Here is a 15,420-nt window from a genome sequence, read left to right on the forward strand (position 1 = left end):
GTCAGGGCGCGGCGGTCACCTGCTCGCCGATCTGCAGCACCTGCTCGCGGGTCAACTCCCGCGGTGCCAGGAGGCGGAAGAACCGCCCGTCGGGGAGCTGGCCGAGGAGCGTCCAGGAGGGCGGGGTGCCGACGTCGCCCCGCAGGAGCGCCAGCCGGCCCGGGCGCCCCTGGACCACCACCGTCTCCACCGGCGCGGCCGTCGGCATCCCGTCGAGCAGCTCGTCGAGCGCCCCGGTGTACTGCGGGCTGACCGCGCTGAGCCGCAGCAGCAGGGCGGGATCGACGTCGCTGACCAGGTCCAGGCTGCGACTCTCCTCGTAGCCGCCCACCGACCACCCGGCGGGTGCGAGGCCGAACTGCAGGCCCACCGGCCGCGGCCGGTCGACGATCGACTCCCCCACCGCGACCAGCGCCTCCGTCCGGGCTTGCGCACCCTCACCCGACAGCCAGACCCACTGCCCGTCGGGCCGCTCCCAGAGGAGGCTGACGGTGCCCTCCCCTCGCCACACCTGCGCCCGGACGCCGTCGACGTCGGCCGTCCCGGTCGGCGCACCCTCCGGCCAGAACCCGTACTCCTCCGACGACCGCGGGTCCTCGGGGTAGAGGGAGAGCACGAGCTGCCCCGCGCCGGTGGAGCCGGGGCGGTCGGTGACGGGATCGACGTCGAGGTACGCGGCGACGTGGAACGGCGGGGTGCTCCCGTACGCGGCGATCCCCCCGCGGCGGCTGTAGTAGGGCGTCAGACCCTCCGGCGGCGCCTCGACCGACACCGGGAAGGTGACGGCCTCCGCCGCGACCAGGTCGATCCCGCCCGGCACCGCAGGGGCGGTGGTCGACGGGACGGGGACCAGCGCGGGGTCCGGGCCCGGTGAGGTCACCACGACGGCCGTCGTCCACGCCGCTGCGACGGCGACCACCGCCGCACCGACGCGCAGCAGGGTCCTGCGGCCCGGACGCCGCCGCCGCGGGCGGCCGGCGCCGCGCCGGTCGCGCGCCTCGTCGGCGAGCTGCCGCGCGGCGACCACCGACGCCGGCTCCCCGGGAGCGGTGCGGCCGGTCACGAGGGCGAGCCCGGCGTCGGCCGTGACCTGCCCCAGGAACTCCTCGGGCAGGGCCGGCAGGTCGGCATCGGAGACGCCGGCGGCCCCGGCGAGCAGGGCGTCCAGATCGCGGTCAGTGAGCACCGGAGGTCTCCTCGACGTCGGCGGAGGGGGCGAGGGCGGCGCGCAGCCGGGTGCGGGCGCGGTGCAGCCGGACGCGGGCGGTGCCCGCGGCCAGCCCGAGGGCGGTGGCGGCCTGGGCCGGGGTCAGGCCCTCCCAGGCGATCAGCGTCACCAGCTCGCGGTCCTCCGGGGACAGCTGCCGGAGCGCGTCGGTCAGCCGCCGGCGGTCGGTCGAGTGCTCGTGGAGGACCGCGGGGTCGGGCACCTCGGCGCCCGCCAGCGCGTCGCCCAGCCGGGCCCCGAGGCGGCCGGCGCGCTCGGCGCCGCGCGCGGTGTTGGCCAGGCACCGGCGGGCGATGCCGAACAGCCACGGCCGCACCTCGTCCGGCTCGGCGGGGAGGTCGGCCCGCCGCCGCCAGGCGGTGGCGAAGGTCTCGGCCACGACGTCGTAGGCGTCCTCGCGGCTGACCGACCGTCGCAGCGCGTACCCGAGCACGGCGGTCCCGGAGGCGCGGTAGGCCTCCTCGAACAGCTCGTCGGGGCGCACGCGTCGGGGGTTCCTCGGGGGCGGCGGCCCGTGCATCGTGATCACACACCCACATGTCCGGCTCCGGCCGATCGTTACACCGACCGCGCTGACCCTCGCCGCCCGGGCCGGCGGCACCACGCTGGCGGCCACCACCGGGCACACCGCCCCGGCCTCCCCTGGACGCCGGCCGACGAGGACGACGACGCCCTCCCGGCCTGACCTCCGCTCACGCCGGCCCGAGCACCCGCTCGTAGTACAGCGAGCACCCGGCGTCCGGCTCCTCGACGTAGCCGCCGAACGCCGGGATCGGCCGGTAGCCGGCGCCCTCGTACAGCGCGATCGCCTCGGGTTGGCGCGGGCCGGTCTCCAGCCGCAGCACCGTCCACCCGCGCTCCCGGGCCGCCGCCTCGAGGCCGCGGAGCACCGACCTCGACACGCCCCGCCCGCGCGCCTCCGGCACGACGTACATGCGCTTGACCTCGGCCGCGCCGTCGCCGAGAGCCCGCAGCGCCCCGCACCCGACCGCAGTGCCGTCGGCGTCCCGCGCCACCAGCACCACGCTGACGTCGGACGCCGACGGCGGCGTCCCCGGCTCGGTGTCGCCGTCGTAGCGGGCGCGCAGCTCCGCCTGCTGGGCGGCGGTCAGCCGCTGCACCTCCTCGTCGTCCCACGACGCCGCGGTGAGCCTCACCGGCTGATCCCGTGCAGCAGCAGCGACGCCAGCTCGCGGTAGGCGGTGGCGTCGTCCAGGCCGGTGGCGCGGGCGGTGTCCCCCCGGCCGATGCGCGACATCAGCGTGGTCACCGTGTCGGCCACGAGTCCGGGGTGCACCTCCCGGAACCGCCCGGCCGCGATGCCCTCGGCGATCATCGCGGTGACCCGCTCGGCGGCGGCCGCGGTGTTGTGCTCGTAGACGGCCCGGCCCGGCGGGAACGCCTCCAGGTCCTGGTGGAAGGCCCGCGACGCCGGCGTCAGCTCCCCGGCCACGGCCTCCAGGTAGGCGGTGACCCGCCGCGCCGGGTCGCTCTCGCCGGCCGTCCGCGTCTCGACGGCCGCCGTCGCGCGGCGGAAGAAGTGCCGCACCACGCGGACGGCGAGCTGCTCCTTGCTGCCGGCCAGCGCGTACAAGGTCGTCTTCGAGCAGTGCAGCCGGACGGCGAGGTCCTCGAGGGTGAACCCGGCGAAGCCCTCGGCGAGGAACACCTCGGTGAGCTGGTCGAGCAGCTGCGCCTGGCGCGCGGTCAGCCGCCGCTCGCCGGTCCCTCCCACGATCTCCGTCGTCGTCACGGCACCTCCCGGCTGGTCAGCATGCGCCTGGACGCCGGACAGTACCGGCGTATCGTCGCTGGTACTGCTGTCCGCGATGGAGGGGACCCCGTGGCCGTCGACCGAGAGCTGCCCACCCAGGAGGCCGCCGACCTGATCGCGCTCACCCGCGACCTGGCCGACGCCGAGCTGGCGCCCCGGGCGGCCGCGTACGAGCGCGAGGAGCGCTTCCCCCGGGAGGTCTTCGCCACGCTCGGCGAGGTCGGCCTGCTCGGCCTGCCCTTCGGCGAGGACGTCGGCGGCGGCGGGCAGCCCTACGCCGTCTACCTGCAGGTCGTCGAGGAACTGGCGATGCGGTGGGCCAGCGTGGCCCTCGGCGTCAGCGTGCACACCCTCGCCTGCGGGCCGGTGGACCGGTTCGGCACCCCGCAGCAGCGGGAGGAGTGGCTGCCCGAGATGGTCGGCGGCCGCCTGCTCGGCGCCTACTGCCTGTCCGAGGCCCACGCCGGCTCCGACCCCGCGGCCATGCGCGCCCGCGCCGTCCGCGACGGCGAGGGCTGGGTCGCCTCGGGTGAGAAGGCGTGGGTCACCCATGGCGGGCACGCCGACTTCTACTCCACCTTCCTGCGCACCCCCGACGACGGCGACCGCGCCATCTCCTGCTTCCACCTCACCCCCGACCTCGCCGGCTTCGCCCCCGCGCCGCCCGAGCAGAAGATGGGCCTCACCGGCTCCACGACGGCGGCCGTCCGCCTCGACGACGTCGCGGTGCCGGCCGGCCGGATGGTGGGCGAGCCGGGCCGCGGCCTGGCCATCGCCCTGTCGGCGCTGGACTCCGGGCGGCTCGGGGTCGGCGCGGTCGCCGTCGGCCTGGCGCAGTCGGCCCTCGACGTCGCCGTCGCCTACGCCCTCGAGCGGGAGGCCTTCGGCCGGCGCATCGTCGACCATCAGGGCGTGGCCTTCCTGCTCGCCGACATGGCCGCCGCGGTGGAGTCCGCCCGCGCCACCTACCTGGTCGCCGCCCGCCGCAAGGACGCCGGCAAGCCGTACTCGCGGCAGGCCAGCATCGCCAAGCTCGTCGCCACCGACGCCGCCATGAAGGTGACCACCGACGCCGTGCAGGTGCTCGGCGGCGCCGGTTACACCCGTGACCACCCCGCCGAGCGCTACATGCGCGAGGCCAAGGTCATGCAGATCTTCGAGGGCACCAACCAGATCCAGCGGATGGTGATCGGCAAGCACCTGGCGAGGGAGGCCACCCCCGCCAACGGCTGAGGACCGTGCAGGACGCACGGCCGACTCGTGACGTCTGTCAATGGGGCCGGACGCACGACCGGGAGAGACTCGGGACACACCGCCTGACGAGGAGCCCCGAGATGCCCGAGCCGCACCTGCGCGCCGGAGACGCCGACCGCGCCGCCGTCGTCACCCGCCTGGACGAGTCGCTGGCCGACGGCCGGCTGGGCCTGGCGGAGTACGAGGAGCGTTCGGCCCGCGCGCACGCCGCCGTCACGTACGGCGACCTGGCCGCGCTCACCGCGGACCTCCCCCGCCCGTCCCGCCCGGAGCCCCGCCCGGTCGCCCGGGCCGTGTACGGCGGCGCCTGGCACGGCGCGTGGGGGCACGGCACGTGGGGGCACGGCGGCCCGGGCGCGGACCTGCGCGCGGCCTGGACCAGCTGGCTGGTGACCGGGGTGCTCGTCGTCGGGATCTGGCTGGTCTCGATGCTGGGCACCGGGGACCTCCAGTACCCCTGGCCGGTGTGGGTGGTCGGGCCGTGGGGCGTCGTCCTGCTGGCCCGCACGATCGGCGAGCGGCGCCGCGCCGGGCTGCGCTCCTGAGCGGGTGGGCCCTCCCGGGCCCGGGTAGGGCCTCCGGGACCGCAGTCCCAGCCCCGGGAGGACCCCGTGCACACGCTCACCGAGCGCTTCACCGCCGCGCTGCGCCACCTCGACGCCGAGCGTGACCCGCAGCCCCTGGTCGACCTGACCGGCGAGGACGCCGAGCTCGTGAAGCTCAACCAGGACCACGAGGCCCACGGCCCGGACGGCGCCCGCCGGTTCTGGGAGGACTACCGCAACGTCTTCGGCGACCTGGAGACGACGTTCACCTCGAGCACCGTCGGCGAGCGGACGGCCGCGCTGGAGTGGGAGTCGCGCGGCACGCTGCGCAGCGGGAAGCCGTTCACCTACCGCGGCGTCACCGTCATCGAGGGCGACGGCTCCGACGACGGCCTGCTCACCGGGGTGCGCACCTACTACGACTCCGCCGCCTTCCTCCAGGAGACGGCCGGCACCGCCTAGCCCGCCCGCCCGCCACGGCCCGGGCGGCGCAGTCCCGCACGGCGAGCGGCCGGGCACGGGACGTCCCCGAGCCGTACGTCCTCGTCACGTCCCGCGGCGCGGTGTCCGTGGACCCGTCCCGGACAGGGCCCCTGACACGCGGAACGGCCCCCGGGGTTCCCCGGGGGCCGTTCGGACCTGGTGGGCAAGGGGGGAGTTGAACCCCCACGTCCTCTCGGACACACGGACCTGAACCGTGCGCGTCTGCCATTCCGCCACTTGCCCTGGCGAGGAGCCACATTAGCAGCCGCCGGGCGTGACCCCGCGGCGGGGTCGGTCGTTGCAGAGGGTGTCCCGGCCGGGAGGGTCGCCGCGCGTGGCGGAACGCGTTCCTGGCCGGTCGGCACCCAGGTCCCCGGCTACGATCAGTCGGAGGACCACCTGTCCGGGCGAGCGTGGAGGAGCGACTGTGGGCGTGCTGCAGCGCTTCGAGCGACGGCTCGAGGGCATGGTCGGTTTCGCCTTCGCCCGCATCTTCAAGGGCAAGGTCCATCCTGCCGAGATCGCCAAGGCGCTGCAGCGGGAGGCCGACGAGCAGCGCTCGGTCCTGGGCGAGGGGCGGGTGCTGGCCCCCAACGTCTACGACGTCCGGCTGGGCCCCACCGACTACGACAACCTCGCCGAGTGGTCCGGCCAGCTGGCCTCCGAGCTCGCCGACATGGTCTCCGAGCACATCGACGCCGAGGGCTGGCAGGTCTTCGGGCAGGTGCAGGTCCGCCTCGAGCGCACCGAGGACCTCCCCACCGGCGTCTTCGAGGTCAGCTCGCACGTCGCCGACCCGGCGCGCCCCGGGTCGCGGGCCGACGCCGTCGCCGTCCCCCCGGCACCGCCGGTGCACGGCTCGGGCGCGATCCCGCCGCTGCCGCCGCTGCCGGGCCGGGTGGCCACCGACACCGGGCGGCAGCACCCGTCGGTCGTCGGCCGCGCCGGCGCGAAGCCCGGCCTGACGCACGTGCTGGTCGTCGACGGCCCGGGCACCCGCCACGAGCTCACCACCGGCCGCAACGTGATCGGCCGCGGCACCGACGCCGACATCCGGCTGCCCGACACCGGCGTCAGCCGCAAGCACGTCGACGTCGTCCTGGACAACGGCACCGCCGTCGTGGAGGACCTCGGCTCGACCAACGGCACCCTCGTCAACGGCCGCCGGGTGACCCGCCAGGCGCTGTCGGACGGCGACGTCATCCGCATCGGGCACTCGGTGCTGGTGTACCGGCAGGACGGCACGTGAGCGGCTCCGCGAGCCCGCGGGCGGGACACGGCACGGGGGCCGGCCGTGACCGCCGAGATCGTCCTGCAGGTCTTCCGCTTCGGGTTCCTGCTGCTGCTGTGGCTGTTCATCTTCGCCGCGTTCCGCGTCGTCCGCGCCGACCTGTTCGGCGGCCGGACCGGACGGGTGGCCTCGGTGCCGCCACGCGCCGCCGTGCCGGGCCGCAAGCGCGGCCGCGGTCCGCGCACCCTGGTGGTGACCGCCGGCCCGTTGACCGGTACGAAGATCACCCTGGGCGAGCAGCCGATCCTCATCGGCCGCGCCGACGACTCGACGCTCGTCCTCACCGACGACTTCGCCAGCTCCCGGCACGCGCGGCTGACCAACCGGGGCGGGCAGTGGTACGTCGAGGACCTCGGCTCGACCAACGGCACCTACCTCGACCAGCAGCGGGTCCAGGGTCCGCTGCTCGTGGCTCCCGGCCAGCCGATCCGCATCGGCCAGACCGCCCTGGAGCTGCGCTCATGACCGGTGCACGCACGACGCAGGTGACCACGACGCAGGTGAGCACGACGCAGGTGAGCACGGGGAGCGGCAGAGCAGACGTGAGCAGGGTCCGATGAGTCTCGCGCTGCGCTACGCCGCCCGTTCCGACCGCGGTCTCGTCCGCGGCAACAACCAGGACTCGGTCTACGCCGGGCCGCGGCTGCTCGCCGTCGCCGACGGCATGGGCGGGCACGCGGCGGGCGACGTCGCCAGCAAGGTCGTGATCGCGGCGCTGGAGCACCTCGACGAGGACGCGCCGAGCGGCGACATGCTGCAGGCGCTGCGCGAGGCGGTCTTCGACGGCAGCGAGCACCTGCGCGAGGTCATCCGCGAGTCCCCCCAGCTCGAGGGCATGGGCACCACGCTCACCGCCGTCCTCTTCGCCGGCGGCCGGCTCGCGCTGTGCCACGTCGGCGACTCCCGCGCCTACCTGCTGCGCGACGGCGTGTTCACCCAGATCACCCACGACGACACGTTCGTGCAGACCCTCATCGACGACGGGCGGATCACGCCCGAGGAGGCCAACCACCACCCGCAGCGCTCGCTGCTGCTGCGGGCGCTCAACGGCCAGGACGTCGACCCCGACCTGTCGATGCGCGAGGCCCGCGCCGGCGACCGCTACCTGCTGTGCTCCGACGGCCTGTCCGGCGTGGTCAGCGAGGAGACGCTGGCCGAGGCGCTCAAGGACCCCGACCCGCAGTCGACCGCCGACCGGCTCGTCGAGCTGGCGCTGCGCAGCGGCGGCCCGGACAACATCACCGTGATCGTCGCCGACGTCGTCGAGGACTCCGGCAGCGGCTTCTCGATGGAGCCGGTGGTCGACGGCGCGGCCGGGGACAACCGCGGTCAGCGCGAGGTGGACCCCCGCTCGGCGGCCGGCCGCGCCGCGCTCGCCGACCCGCCGCCGACTCCCCCACCACCACCGACCAGCACCTCCACGGCAGCCGCTCCCCCCGACCGCCGCCGCCCTCGGCGGCGGCTGTTCGTCGCTGGGGGGGTGGTGCTGCTGCTCGTGGTCGGCGGGATCGCCACCTGGCTGTGGGTGCTCACCCACTGGTTCGTCGGGGTCGCGGTCGCCGACGGCGGCGACCGGGTCGCGGTCTACCGCGGCTTCAACACCGACCTGCTCGGCCTGGACCTCTACCGCGTCGACGACGTCACCGACATCGACCTCGACGACCTGAGCTCCTACGACCGGAACAACGTGCGGCAGGGCATCGAGGCCGGCGACGCCGACGACGCGCAGCGCATCGTCGACGACCTGCACGACGCCACCCTGCCCGCCTGCGAGACCAAGCCGTCCACCCCGTCGTCCGACGCTCCCCCGTCGGCCGAGACCTCGCTGCCGCCGCTCCCTGACGGCACGCTGCCCGCCCCGGACACCGGGGCCGTGCCCCCGGACGCGGGGACGGACAGCAGCACCGGGGCCGCGCCGACGTCGGTGTCCCCGACCTCGTCGCCCGAGCCGGGAGTGGACTGCCGGGAGGCGGAGTGATGGGCGGCCCCACGACCGACCCGCGCGCCGCCGCGCCGGGGACGGTCCCGCCCAAGCGGCGCAACACCGAGCTGGCCCTGCTGGGCTTCGCGGTCCTCATCACGCTCGCGGCGCAGTGCATCGTCGACATCACGGTCACCGGGTCGCTGCGCGCCGACCTGTTCACCTTCGGCGGCTGGTTCACCGCGCTGTGGGTGGTCGTGCACCTCGTCGTCCGCCGGTTCGCCCCCTACGCCGACCCGCTGCTGCTGCCCGCCGTCGCGGTGCTCACCGGCCTCGGGCTGACGATGATCCACCGACTCGACCTGGCCGGCCTGCAGGACGGCGAGGCCACCCGCGAGGACGCCCCCGTGCAGCTGCTGTGGGCCACCGTGGGCGTGGCGCTGTTCGTCGGCGTCGTCGTCGTGCTGCGCGACCACCGGCTGCTGTCCCGCTTCGCCTACACCCTCGGCCTGGTCGGCCTGGTGCTGCTCGCGCTGCCCGCGGTGCTGCCGGCGTCGATCTCGGAGGTCTACGGCGCCAAGATCTGGATCCGGGTGGCCGGCTTCAGCATCCAGCCCGGCGAGTTCGCCAAGATCTGCCTGATCGTCTTCTTCGCCGCCTACCTGGTCGACAAGCGCGACGTGCTGGCGCTGGCCAGCCGCCGGGTCATGGGCCTGGAGCTGCCCCGCGGCCGCGACCTCGGCCCGGTGCTCGCCGTCTGGGTCGTGTCGATCCTCGTCCTGGTCTTCGAGCGCGACCTGGGCAGCTCGCTGCTGCTGTTCGGGATCTTCGTGGTGATGCTCTACGTGGCGACCGAGCGGGCGAGCTGGCTGCTCATCGGCGTGGGCCTGTTCGCCGGCGGCGCGTTCCTCGCCTACCAGGTCTTCGGCCACGTGCAGGTGCGCGTGGACACCTGGCTGGACCCCTTCGCCTACCGCGACGAGGGCGGCTACCAGCTGGTCCAGTCGCTGTTCGGGCTGGGCACCGGTGGGCTGTTCGGCGCCGGTCTCGGCGGTGGCCGCCCCGACCAGGTGCCGGTGGCCAAGAGCGACTTCATCGCCTCGGCGATCGGTGAGGAGCTCGGCCTGTTCGGGCTGGTCGCCGTCATCGTCATCTACCTGGTGCTGGTCGAGCGCGGCCTGCGCACGTCGCTGATCGTCCGCGACGCCTTCGGCAAGCTGCTCGCCGGCGGCCTGTCCTTCGCCGTCGCCTGGCAGCTGTTCGTCGTCCTCGGCGGCGTCACCGGCCTGCTGCCGCTCACCGGCCTGACGACGCCGTTCGTCGCCTACGGCGGGTCCTCCCTGGTCGCGAACTTCGGGCTGGTCGCCGTCCTGGTGCGGATCAGCGACGCCGCGCGCCGGCCGGCCACGCCGCCCACCCCGCCCAAGGCGGCCTTCGGCGAGGCGCCCACCGAGGTGGTGTCCCGGTGAACGCGCCCCTGCGCAAGGTGGCGATCAGCGTGCTGGTGCTCTTCACGCTGCTGATCGTCAACGTCAACTACATCCAGGTCGTGCGCTCCGACGAGCTGCGCGAGGACTCGGGCAACACCCGGGTGCTCAGCGAGGAGTACTCCCGGGAGCGCGGCTCGATCGTCGTCGACGGCACCGAGGTCGCGCTGTCGACGCCCACCCAGGACACGCTGACCTACCTGCGCCAGTACCCGCAGGGGCCGACGTACGCCGCGGTCACCGGGTACTACTCGCTGCTCTACAACAGCGCGCAGATGGAGCGGGCGGCCAACGACGTGCTCGCCGGCTCCGACGCGCGGCTGTTCACCCGGCGGCTGGCCGACCTGTTCACCGGCCGCGACCCGGCCGGCGGCGACGTCGTCCTGACCCTCGACCCCGCCGTGCAGGAGGCCGCGATGGCCGGGCTCGACGGGGTCACCGGCGCCGTCGTCGCGCTCGACCCGTCGACCGGCGCGGTGCTCGGCATGGCCAGCACGCCGACCTACGACCCGGGGCAGCTGTCCAGCCACGACCCCGACGCGATCCGCGCCTACGCCGACGAGCTGGAGGCGATGGACCCCGACCCGCGGCTGAACCGGGCGATCCAGGACAACTACCCGCCGGGGTCGGTCTTCAAGGTCATCGTGTCGGCGGCCGCGCTGTCCAGCGGCGAGTACACCCCGGACACCGTCATCCCCGCTCCTGACCTGCTGACCCTGCCGGGCACCTCCACGACGCTGGAGAACTTCGGCGGGTCCTCGTGCAGCAGCAGCCAGGAGCAGTCGCTGATCGACGCGCTGACCATCTCCTGCAACACCGCCTTCGCCCAGCTCGGCATCGACCTCGGCGAGGACCGCGTGCGGGAGATGGCCGAGGCGTTCGGCATGACCGGCGAGCGCATGGAGATCCCGCTGGACGTCGCCGGGAGCAGCGTCGGCGACATCGAGAGCGAGGCGGCGCTGGGCCAGAGCTCGATCGGCCAGCGCGACGTCCGGATGACCCCGCTGCAGGCCGCCATGGTCGCCGCGGCCGTGGGCAACGACGGGACGCTGATGACGCCCTACCTCGTCGACCAGGTGCGCGCGCCCGACCTCACCGTGATCGACCGGTCCGACCCGGAGGAGCTCTCCTCCCCGGTCACGTCCGAGGTCGCCGACCAGCTGCAGGAGATGATGGAGAGCGTCGTGGCCAACGGCAGCGGCCGGGCCGCACGGATCCCCGGCGTCGCGGTGGCCGGCAAGACCGGGACCGCACAGGTCGCCGAGGGCGTGCCCGACCACAACTGGTTCATCGGCTTCGCCCCCGCCGACGACCCGCAGATCGCCGTCGCGGTGTTCGTGGCGAACGGCGGGGGTACCGGCGGGGACACGTCCGCGCCGATCGCCCGCGACGTGATGCAGGCACATCTCGAGGGTCAGGGGGGCTGATGGCCCTGTCCACCGGCACCATCCTGGCCGGCCGGTACGAGATCACCGAGCCGATCGCCACGGGCGGCATGGGTGAGGTCTGGCGGGCGCGCGACCGCGTCCTCGACCGCGTCGTCGCGGCCAAGGTGCTGCGCAGCGAGTACACCGGCGACCCGAGCTTCGTCGCCCGCTTCCGCAACGAGGCGCGGCACACCGCGGCGCTGTCGCACCCGAACATCGCCTCGGTCTACGACTACGGCGAGACCGAGGCCGGCGGCCCGGGGCAGACCCTGGCCTTCCTCGTCATGGAGCTCGTCGAGGGCAAGCCGCTGGTGACGATCCTCCACGAGGAGGGGCGGCTGCCGGTCGACTGGACGCTGCACGTGCTCGAGCAGGCCGCCGACGGGCTGTCGGCCGCGCACGCCGCCGGGGTCGTCCACCGCGACATCAAGCCGGGCAACCTCATCGTGCGGCCCGACGGCGTGGTGAAGCTGACCGACTTCGGCATCGCCCGCACCCGCGACGCCACGCCGCTGACCCGCACCGGGATGGTGGTCGGCACCGCGCAGTACCTCTCGCCCGAGCAGGCGCAGGGCATGGAGACCACCGCGGCCTCCGACGTCTACTCCCTCGGCGTCGTCGGCTACGAGTGCCTGACCGGCGTGCGGCCCTTCGACGGCACCTCGCAGGTGGCCATCGCGCTGGCGCACATCAACCGCCCGCCGCCCCCGCTGCCCGGCGACATCCCGCCGGCGGTGCGGCTGCTCGTCGAGCGGGCGCTGGCCAAGGACCCGCACGACCGCTTCGCCGACGGCGCCGACTTCGCCGCCGCCATCCGCTCGGTGGCCGCGGGCAACGGCCTCGCGTCCCCGGCGACCTCGGGCACCGGGATGATGGCCGCCGCGCGGACCGAGGTGATCCCCGAGGTCGACGGCGACGGCACCCGCGTCCTCGGCGGCCCGGTGACGGGCGTGGCGGCGGGAGCCGCCGCGGCCGGTGCCGCCGCGGCCGCCGGCCCGCGCACCGGCGGCCGGCACGCGGCCGGGGCGCGCACCATGCCGCCGCTGCAGGGCCCGCCCGTCGACGGCGACGACCGGACCGGCTGGGGCGGGCAGCCACCCGCACGGCGCCGGGGCCCCGACCGCCGGCTGCTGTGGGCGCTGCTCTCGCTCCTGCTCGTGGCCGGGGTCGTCGCCGGCGCGTACTTCCTCCTCGCCGGCAACGACGACGACCCCGGCGGCACCACGGCCGGCACCACGTCCAGCTCCGCGACCGCGAGCGGCTCGGCCACCGCGACCCAGCAGTTCGTGAACATCCCCGCCGCGTCGCAGTACGTCGGCGAGGACGCCGAGGACGTGCGGGCCGAGCTCGAGGAGGCCGGCCTCGAGGTGACGCTGGCCGACGCCGACGCCGGCCAGCTGGCCGCGGCCGGCGTCGACCTCGACGCCGGCGAGGTGGCCGCCGTCGACCCGGCAGGCCTGCCGGTGCCCCGCGGCTCCGGCGTCACGCTGTACGTGGCCCAGGAGGACTACACCGTCCCGGAGACCGAGGAGGACCCCGGGAACGACGGCGGCGGCGGCCAGGGCGACGGCGACACCGGCGGCGGCTCGGGCAACGGTGGCGGCGGCGGGACCACCCAGACCCAGACGTCCACCCCGCCGCCGACCTCCACGGCCACGGAGTCCCCCGAACCGACCACGGTGTCGCCCACGACGACCTCACCGAGCCCGACGACCCAGTCGGGCCAGCCCGCACCGCCGCCGCCCACGACGGCCTCACCTCCGACGGTGGAGGAGCCGCCCGTCGACGAGGGCACCGAGCCCGAGGCGGGGAACGGCCCCCACCCGGCGCCGGGAACGCGGGCCCGGAGAACGGGACGGCGTGACACGGCTCCCCCGCGCCGCCCGGGAACGGGCTCCGTCAGCCGTTAGGGTGACCGCCGGAACCGGGTCCGCGCCCGGCGCTCCTGCCTGCCCGGAGGCGCCCGCTGGCCGCCAGAGCACCGCCCGAGAGGACCACGGATGACCACCCCCCAGGTGCTCGGTGAGCGCTACGAGATCGGCGGGGTGCTCGGCCGCGGTGGCATGGCGGAGGTGCACCGGGGCCGGGACCTGCGGCTCGGCCGCGAGGTGGCGGTCAAGGTGCTGCGCAGCGACCTGGCGCGCGACCCGTCGTTCCAGGTCCGCTTCCGCCGGGAGGCCCAGGCGGCGGCGTCGCTGAACCACCCGTCGATCGTGGCGGTGTACGACACCGGCGAGGACCGGTCGCCGGCCGGCGCGACGCCCTACATCGTCATGGAGTACGTCGAGGGCGAGACGCTGCGCGACGTGCTGCGCCGCGAGGGCGTGCTGCGACCGGAGCGGGCGATGACCCTCGCGGCCGACATCTGCGCCGCCCTGGACTTCAGCCACCGCAACGGCATCGTGCACCGCGACGTGAAGCCCGGGAACGTGATGATCACGCCCCAGGGCACCGTCAAGGTGATGGACTTCGGCATCGCCCGCGCGGTGTCGGACTCCGCCGCCACGATGACCTCCACCGCCGCGGTCATCGGCACCGCGCAGTACCTCTCCCCCGAGCAGGCGCGCGGTGAGGCCGTCGACGCCCGCTCGGACGTCTACTCGCTCGGCTGCCTGCTCTACGAGCTGGTCACCGGCGCCCCGCCGTTCACCGGCGACTCGCCGGTGTCGGTGGCCTACCAGCACGTGCGCGAGGACCCGCGGCTGCCGTCCTCGATCAACCCGGTCATCCCGCCGGAGCTCGACGCCATCGTCATGAAGGCCATGAGCAAGAACCCGGCCAACCGCTACCAGTCGGCCGCCGAGATGCGCAACGACCTGCTCCGGGCGCTGGCCGGGCAGCGGGTCGAGGCCACGCCGGTCATGGGCGACGAGGAGAAGACCACCATCCTCGGTGCCACCCCGGGTGCCTACGGCGACGGGGACTGGGACGACGACGAGGCCGCGCGCCGGCGCAAGCGCAACCGCGTGGTCGCCCTGGTCGTCGGCGCGCTCGTGCTCATCGGCGCCGTCGTCGGGGTGGCCCTGCTGGTCAACTCCGGTGACGACGAGCAGCCGCAGGCCGCCGCGCGGGTCGCCGTGCCCGCGGGCCTGGTCGGGCAGACCGAGGAGCAGGCCCGCACCGCGATCGAGGCCGTCGGCCTGACGGTCGCCGCCCAGGTGACGCAGCAGCAGGTCTCCGACGAGTCCCAGGTCGGCACGGTGCTCGACACCGATCCCGACAGTGGCGCACAGGTCGACGAGGGCACCGAGGTCGCCCTGACCGTGGGCGTCGCCCCGGACACCGTGACCGTGCCGCAGGTGGTCGACCTCGACGAGGACCGGGCGCGCACGGCGCTCGAGGACGCCGGCTTCACCGGCGACGTCGACGCCGACCAGGCCGACTCCCTCGCCGAGGAGGGCACCGTCGTCGCGGTGGACCCCGAGGAGGGCACCGCGGTCGCGCCGTCCACCACCGTCACGCTGTCGGTCTCCGACGGCACCGACGCGATCCCGGACGTGGCTGGCCAGGCGCAGGACGCCGCCCGCCAGGCGCTCCTGGACGCCGGCTTCCGCAACGTGACCGTCAGCGAGGTCGACTCCGACCAGCCCGCCGGCACCGCGATCGCCACCAACCCGGCCGCCGGCCAGCAGGCGGCCGCCGACCAGGCGATCACCCTGCAGGTCTCCGGCGGCGCCGCGGAGATCGGCGTGCCCACCGCGATCGTCGGCCAGACCGAGCAGCAGGCCCGGCAGACGCTGACCGCGGCCGGCTTCACCGGCACGATCACCATCCAGGACCTGGCGGCCGAGGCCGGTCAGACCGTGGGCACGGTCGCCGGGAGCGACCCGACGCCGGGCTCCTCCGTCGCCGCCGACGGCGAGATCACGCTGATCGTCTACCGCCAGGCCCCCGACGAGGGCGGGGCCGGTGGCGAACCCGGTACCGGCGGTGGCGATCCCGGCGGCAACACAGGCGGTCCCGGCGGCTGAGGCCACCGGGACACGCGAGGGGCCCCTCCCGTCCGGGAG

Annotated in this window: 14 protein-coding genes and 1 tRNA gene; 10 read left to right on the plus strand and 5 right to left on the minus strand. The window is 75.2% G+C overall.

Features of this window, described 5'->3' with window-relative positions; translation table 11 throughout:
• Position 1: 1 nt before the first annotated feature.
• The 4 genes from JD79_RS06355 to JD79_RS06370 form a co-directional block, all read right to left on the minus strand.
• Complete coding sequence (locus tag JD79_RS06355; RefSeq protein WP_110004833.1) at positions 2-1,186, minus strand: hypothetical protein; 1,185 nt, start codon at positions 1,184-1,186, stop codon at positions 2-4.
• Positions 1,176-1,712: an RNA polymerase sigma factor gene (locus tag JD79_RS06360; protein ID WP_211307887.1), complete on the minus strand. Its 537-nt coding sequence runs from the start codon at positions 1,710-1,712 to the stop codon at positions 1,176-1,178. Before JD79_RS06360 ends, JD79_RS06355 begins: the two co-directional genes overlap by 11 nt.
• Before the next feature lie 208 nt (positions 1,713-1,920).
• Positions 1,921-2,385 (minus strand): GNAT family N-acetyltransferase, encoded by a 465-nt coding sequence (locus JD79_RS06365; RefSeq protein WP_110004834.1) that lies wholly within the window; start codon positions 2,383-2,385, stop codon positions 1,921-1,923.
• Positions 2,382-2,981: a TetR/AcrR family transcriptional regulator gene (locus tag JD79_RS06370; protein ID WP_245899816.1), complete on the minus strand. Its 600-nt coding sequence runs from the start codon at positions 2,979-2,981 to the stop codon at positions 2,382-2,384. The genes JD79_RS06365 and JD79_RS06370 overlap by 4 nt, the downstream gene beginning before the upstream one ends.
• A 90-nt stretch (positions 2,982-3,071) precedes the next feature.
• Here JD79_RS06370 and JD79_RS06375 point away from each other — a divergent pair, with 90 nt between their 5' ends.
• The 3 genes from JD79_RS06375 (at position 3,072) to JD79_RS06385 (ending at position 5,263) form a co-directional block, all read left to right on the plus strand.
• A complete protein-coding gene (locus JD79_RS06375; protein WP_110004835.1) occupies positions 3,072-4,235 on the plus strand; it encodes an acyl-CoA dehydrogenase family protein in 1,164 nt (387 codons plus the stop codon).
• Positions 4,236-4,336: 101 nt separating this feature from the next.
• A complete protein-coding gene (locus tag JD79_RS06380; RefSeq protein WP_110004836.1) occupies positions 4,337-4,801 on the plus strand; it encodes a DUF1707 SHOCT-like domain-containing protein in 465 nt (154 codons plus the stop codon).
• Between the two features lie 66 nt (positions 4,802-4,867).
• A complete protein-coding gene (locus JD79_RS06385; protein WP_110004837.1) occupies positions 4,868-5,263 on the plus strand; it encodes a nuclear transport factor 2 family protein in 396 nt (131 codons plus the stop codon).
• Positions 5,264-5,441: 178 nt separating this feature from the next.
• Here JD79_RS06385 and JD79_RS06390 read toward each other — a convergent pair.
• Positions 5,442-5,527: transfer RNA gene (locus JD79_RS06390), tRNA-Leu, on the minus strand.
• Between the two features lie 184 nt (positions 5,528-5,711).
• On the opposite strand from JD79_RS06390, the gene JD79_RS06395 reads away from it, so the two are divergent.
• From JD79_RS06395 to pknB, 7 genes are all read left to right on the plus strand, one after another.
• Complete coding sequence (locus tag JD79_RS06395) at positions 5,712-6,533, plus strand: FHA domain-containing protein (protein WP_110004838.1); 822 nt, start codon at positions 5,712-5,714, stop codon at positions 6,531-6,533.
• Positions 6,534-6,578: 45 nt separating this feature from the next.
• A complete protein-coding gene (locus tag JD79_RS06400; protein ID WP_110004839.1) occupies positions 6,579-7,040 on the plus strand; it encodes an FHA domain-containing protein FhaB/FipA in 462 nt (153 codons plus the stop codon).
• A 91-nt stretch (positions 7,041-7,131) separates the two neighbouring features.
• Positions 7,132-8,553: a PP2C family protein-serine/threonine phosphatase gene (locus JD79_RS06405; protein WP_110004840.1), complete on the plus strand. Its 1,422-nt coding sequence runs from the start codon at positions 7,132-7,134 to the stop codon at positions 8,551-8,553.
• Positions 8,553-9,965 (plus strand): FtsW/RodA/SpoVE family cell cycle protein, encoded by a 1,413-nt coding sequence (locus JD79_RS06410; protein ID WP_110007490.1) that lies wholly within the window; start codon positions 8,553-8,555, stop codon positions 9,963-9,965. Before JD79_RS06405 ends, JD79_RS06410 begins: the two co-directional genes overlap by 1 nt.
• Positions 9,962-11,410 carry a peptidoglycan D,D-transpeptidase FtsI family protein gene (locus JD79_RS06415; RefSeq protein WP_110004841.1) on the plus strand — a complete coding sequence of 483 codons (1,449 nt, stop codon included), beginning with the start codon at positions 9,962-9,964 and terminating at the stop codon, positions 11,408-11,410. Before JD79_RS06410 ends, JD79_RS06415 begins: the two co-directional genes overlap by 4 nt.
• Positions 11,410-13,320, plus strand: a complete 1,911-nt coding sequence (locus JD79_RS06420; protein ID WP_110004842.1) for a protein kinase domain-containing protein — start codon at positions 11,410-11,412, stop codon at positions 13,318-13,320. Before JD79_RS06415 ends, JD79_RS06420 begins: the two co-directional genes overlap by 1 nt.
• Before the next feature lie 90 nt (positions 13,321-13,410).
• Positions 13,411-15,381 carry a Stk1 family PASTA domain-containing Ser/Thr kinase gene (pknB, locus tag JD79_RS06425; protein WP_110004843.1) on the plus strand — a complete coding sequence of 657 codons (1,971 nt, stop codon included), beginning with the start codon at positions 13,411-13,413 and terminating at the stop codon, positions 15,379-15,381.
• The last annotated feature ends 39 nt before the right edge of the window (positions 15,382-15,420 follow it).

It is taken from the genome of Geodermatophilus normandii (assembly GCF_003182485.1).
Lineage (GTDB): Bacteria > Actinomycetota > Actinomycetes > Mycobacteriales > Geodermatophilaceae > Geodermatophilus > Geodermatophilus normandii.

What these genes read in the sequence shown, in the direction of transcription:
- JD79_RS06420 (WP_110004842.1), top strand. Translation starts at nt 11,410, where the DNA reads ATGGCCCTGTCCACCGGCACCATCCTGGCCGGCCGGTACGAGATCACC.
- pknB (WP_110004843.1), top strand. Translation starts at nt 13,411, where the DNA reads ATGACCACCCCCCAGGTGCTCGGTGAGCGCTACGAGATCGGCGGGGTG.
- JD79_RS06380 (WP_110004836.1), top strand. Translation starts at nt 4,337, where the DNA reads ATGCCCGAGCCGCACCTGCGCGCCGGAGACGCCGACCGCGCCGCCGTC.
- JD79_RS06410 (WP_110007490.1), top strand. Translation starts at nt 8,553, where the DNA reads ATGGGCGGCCCCACGACCGACCCGCGCGCCGCCGCGCCGGGGACGGTC.
- JD79_RS06405 (WP_110004840.1), top strand. Translation starts at nt 7,132, where the DNA reads ATGAGTCTCGCGCTGCGCTACGCCGCCCGTTCCGACCGCGGTCTCGTC.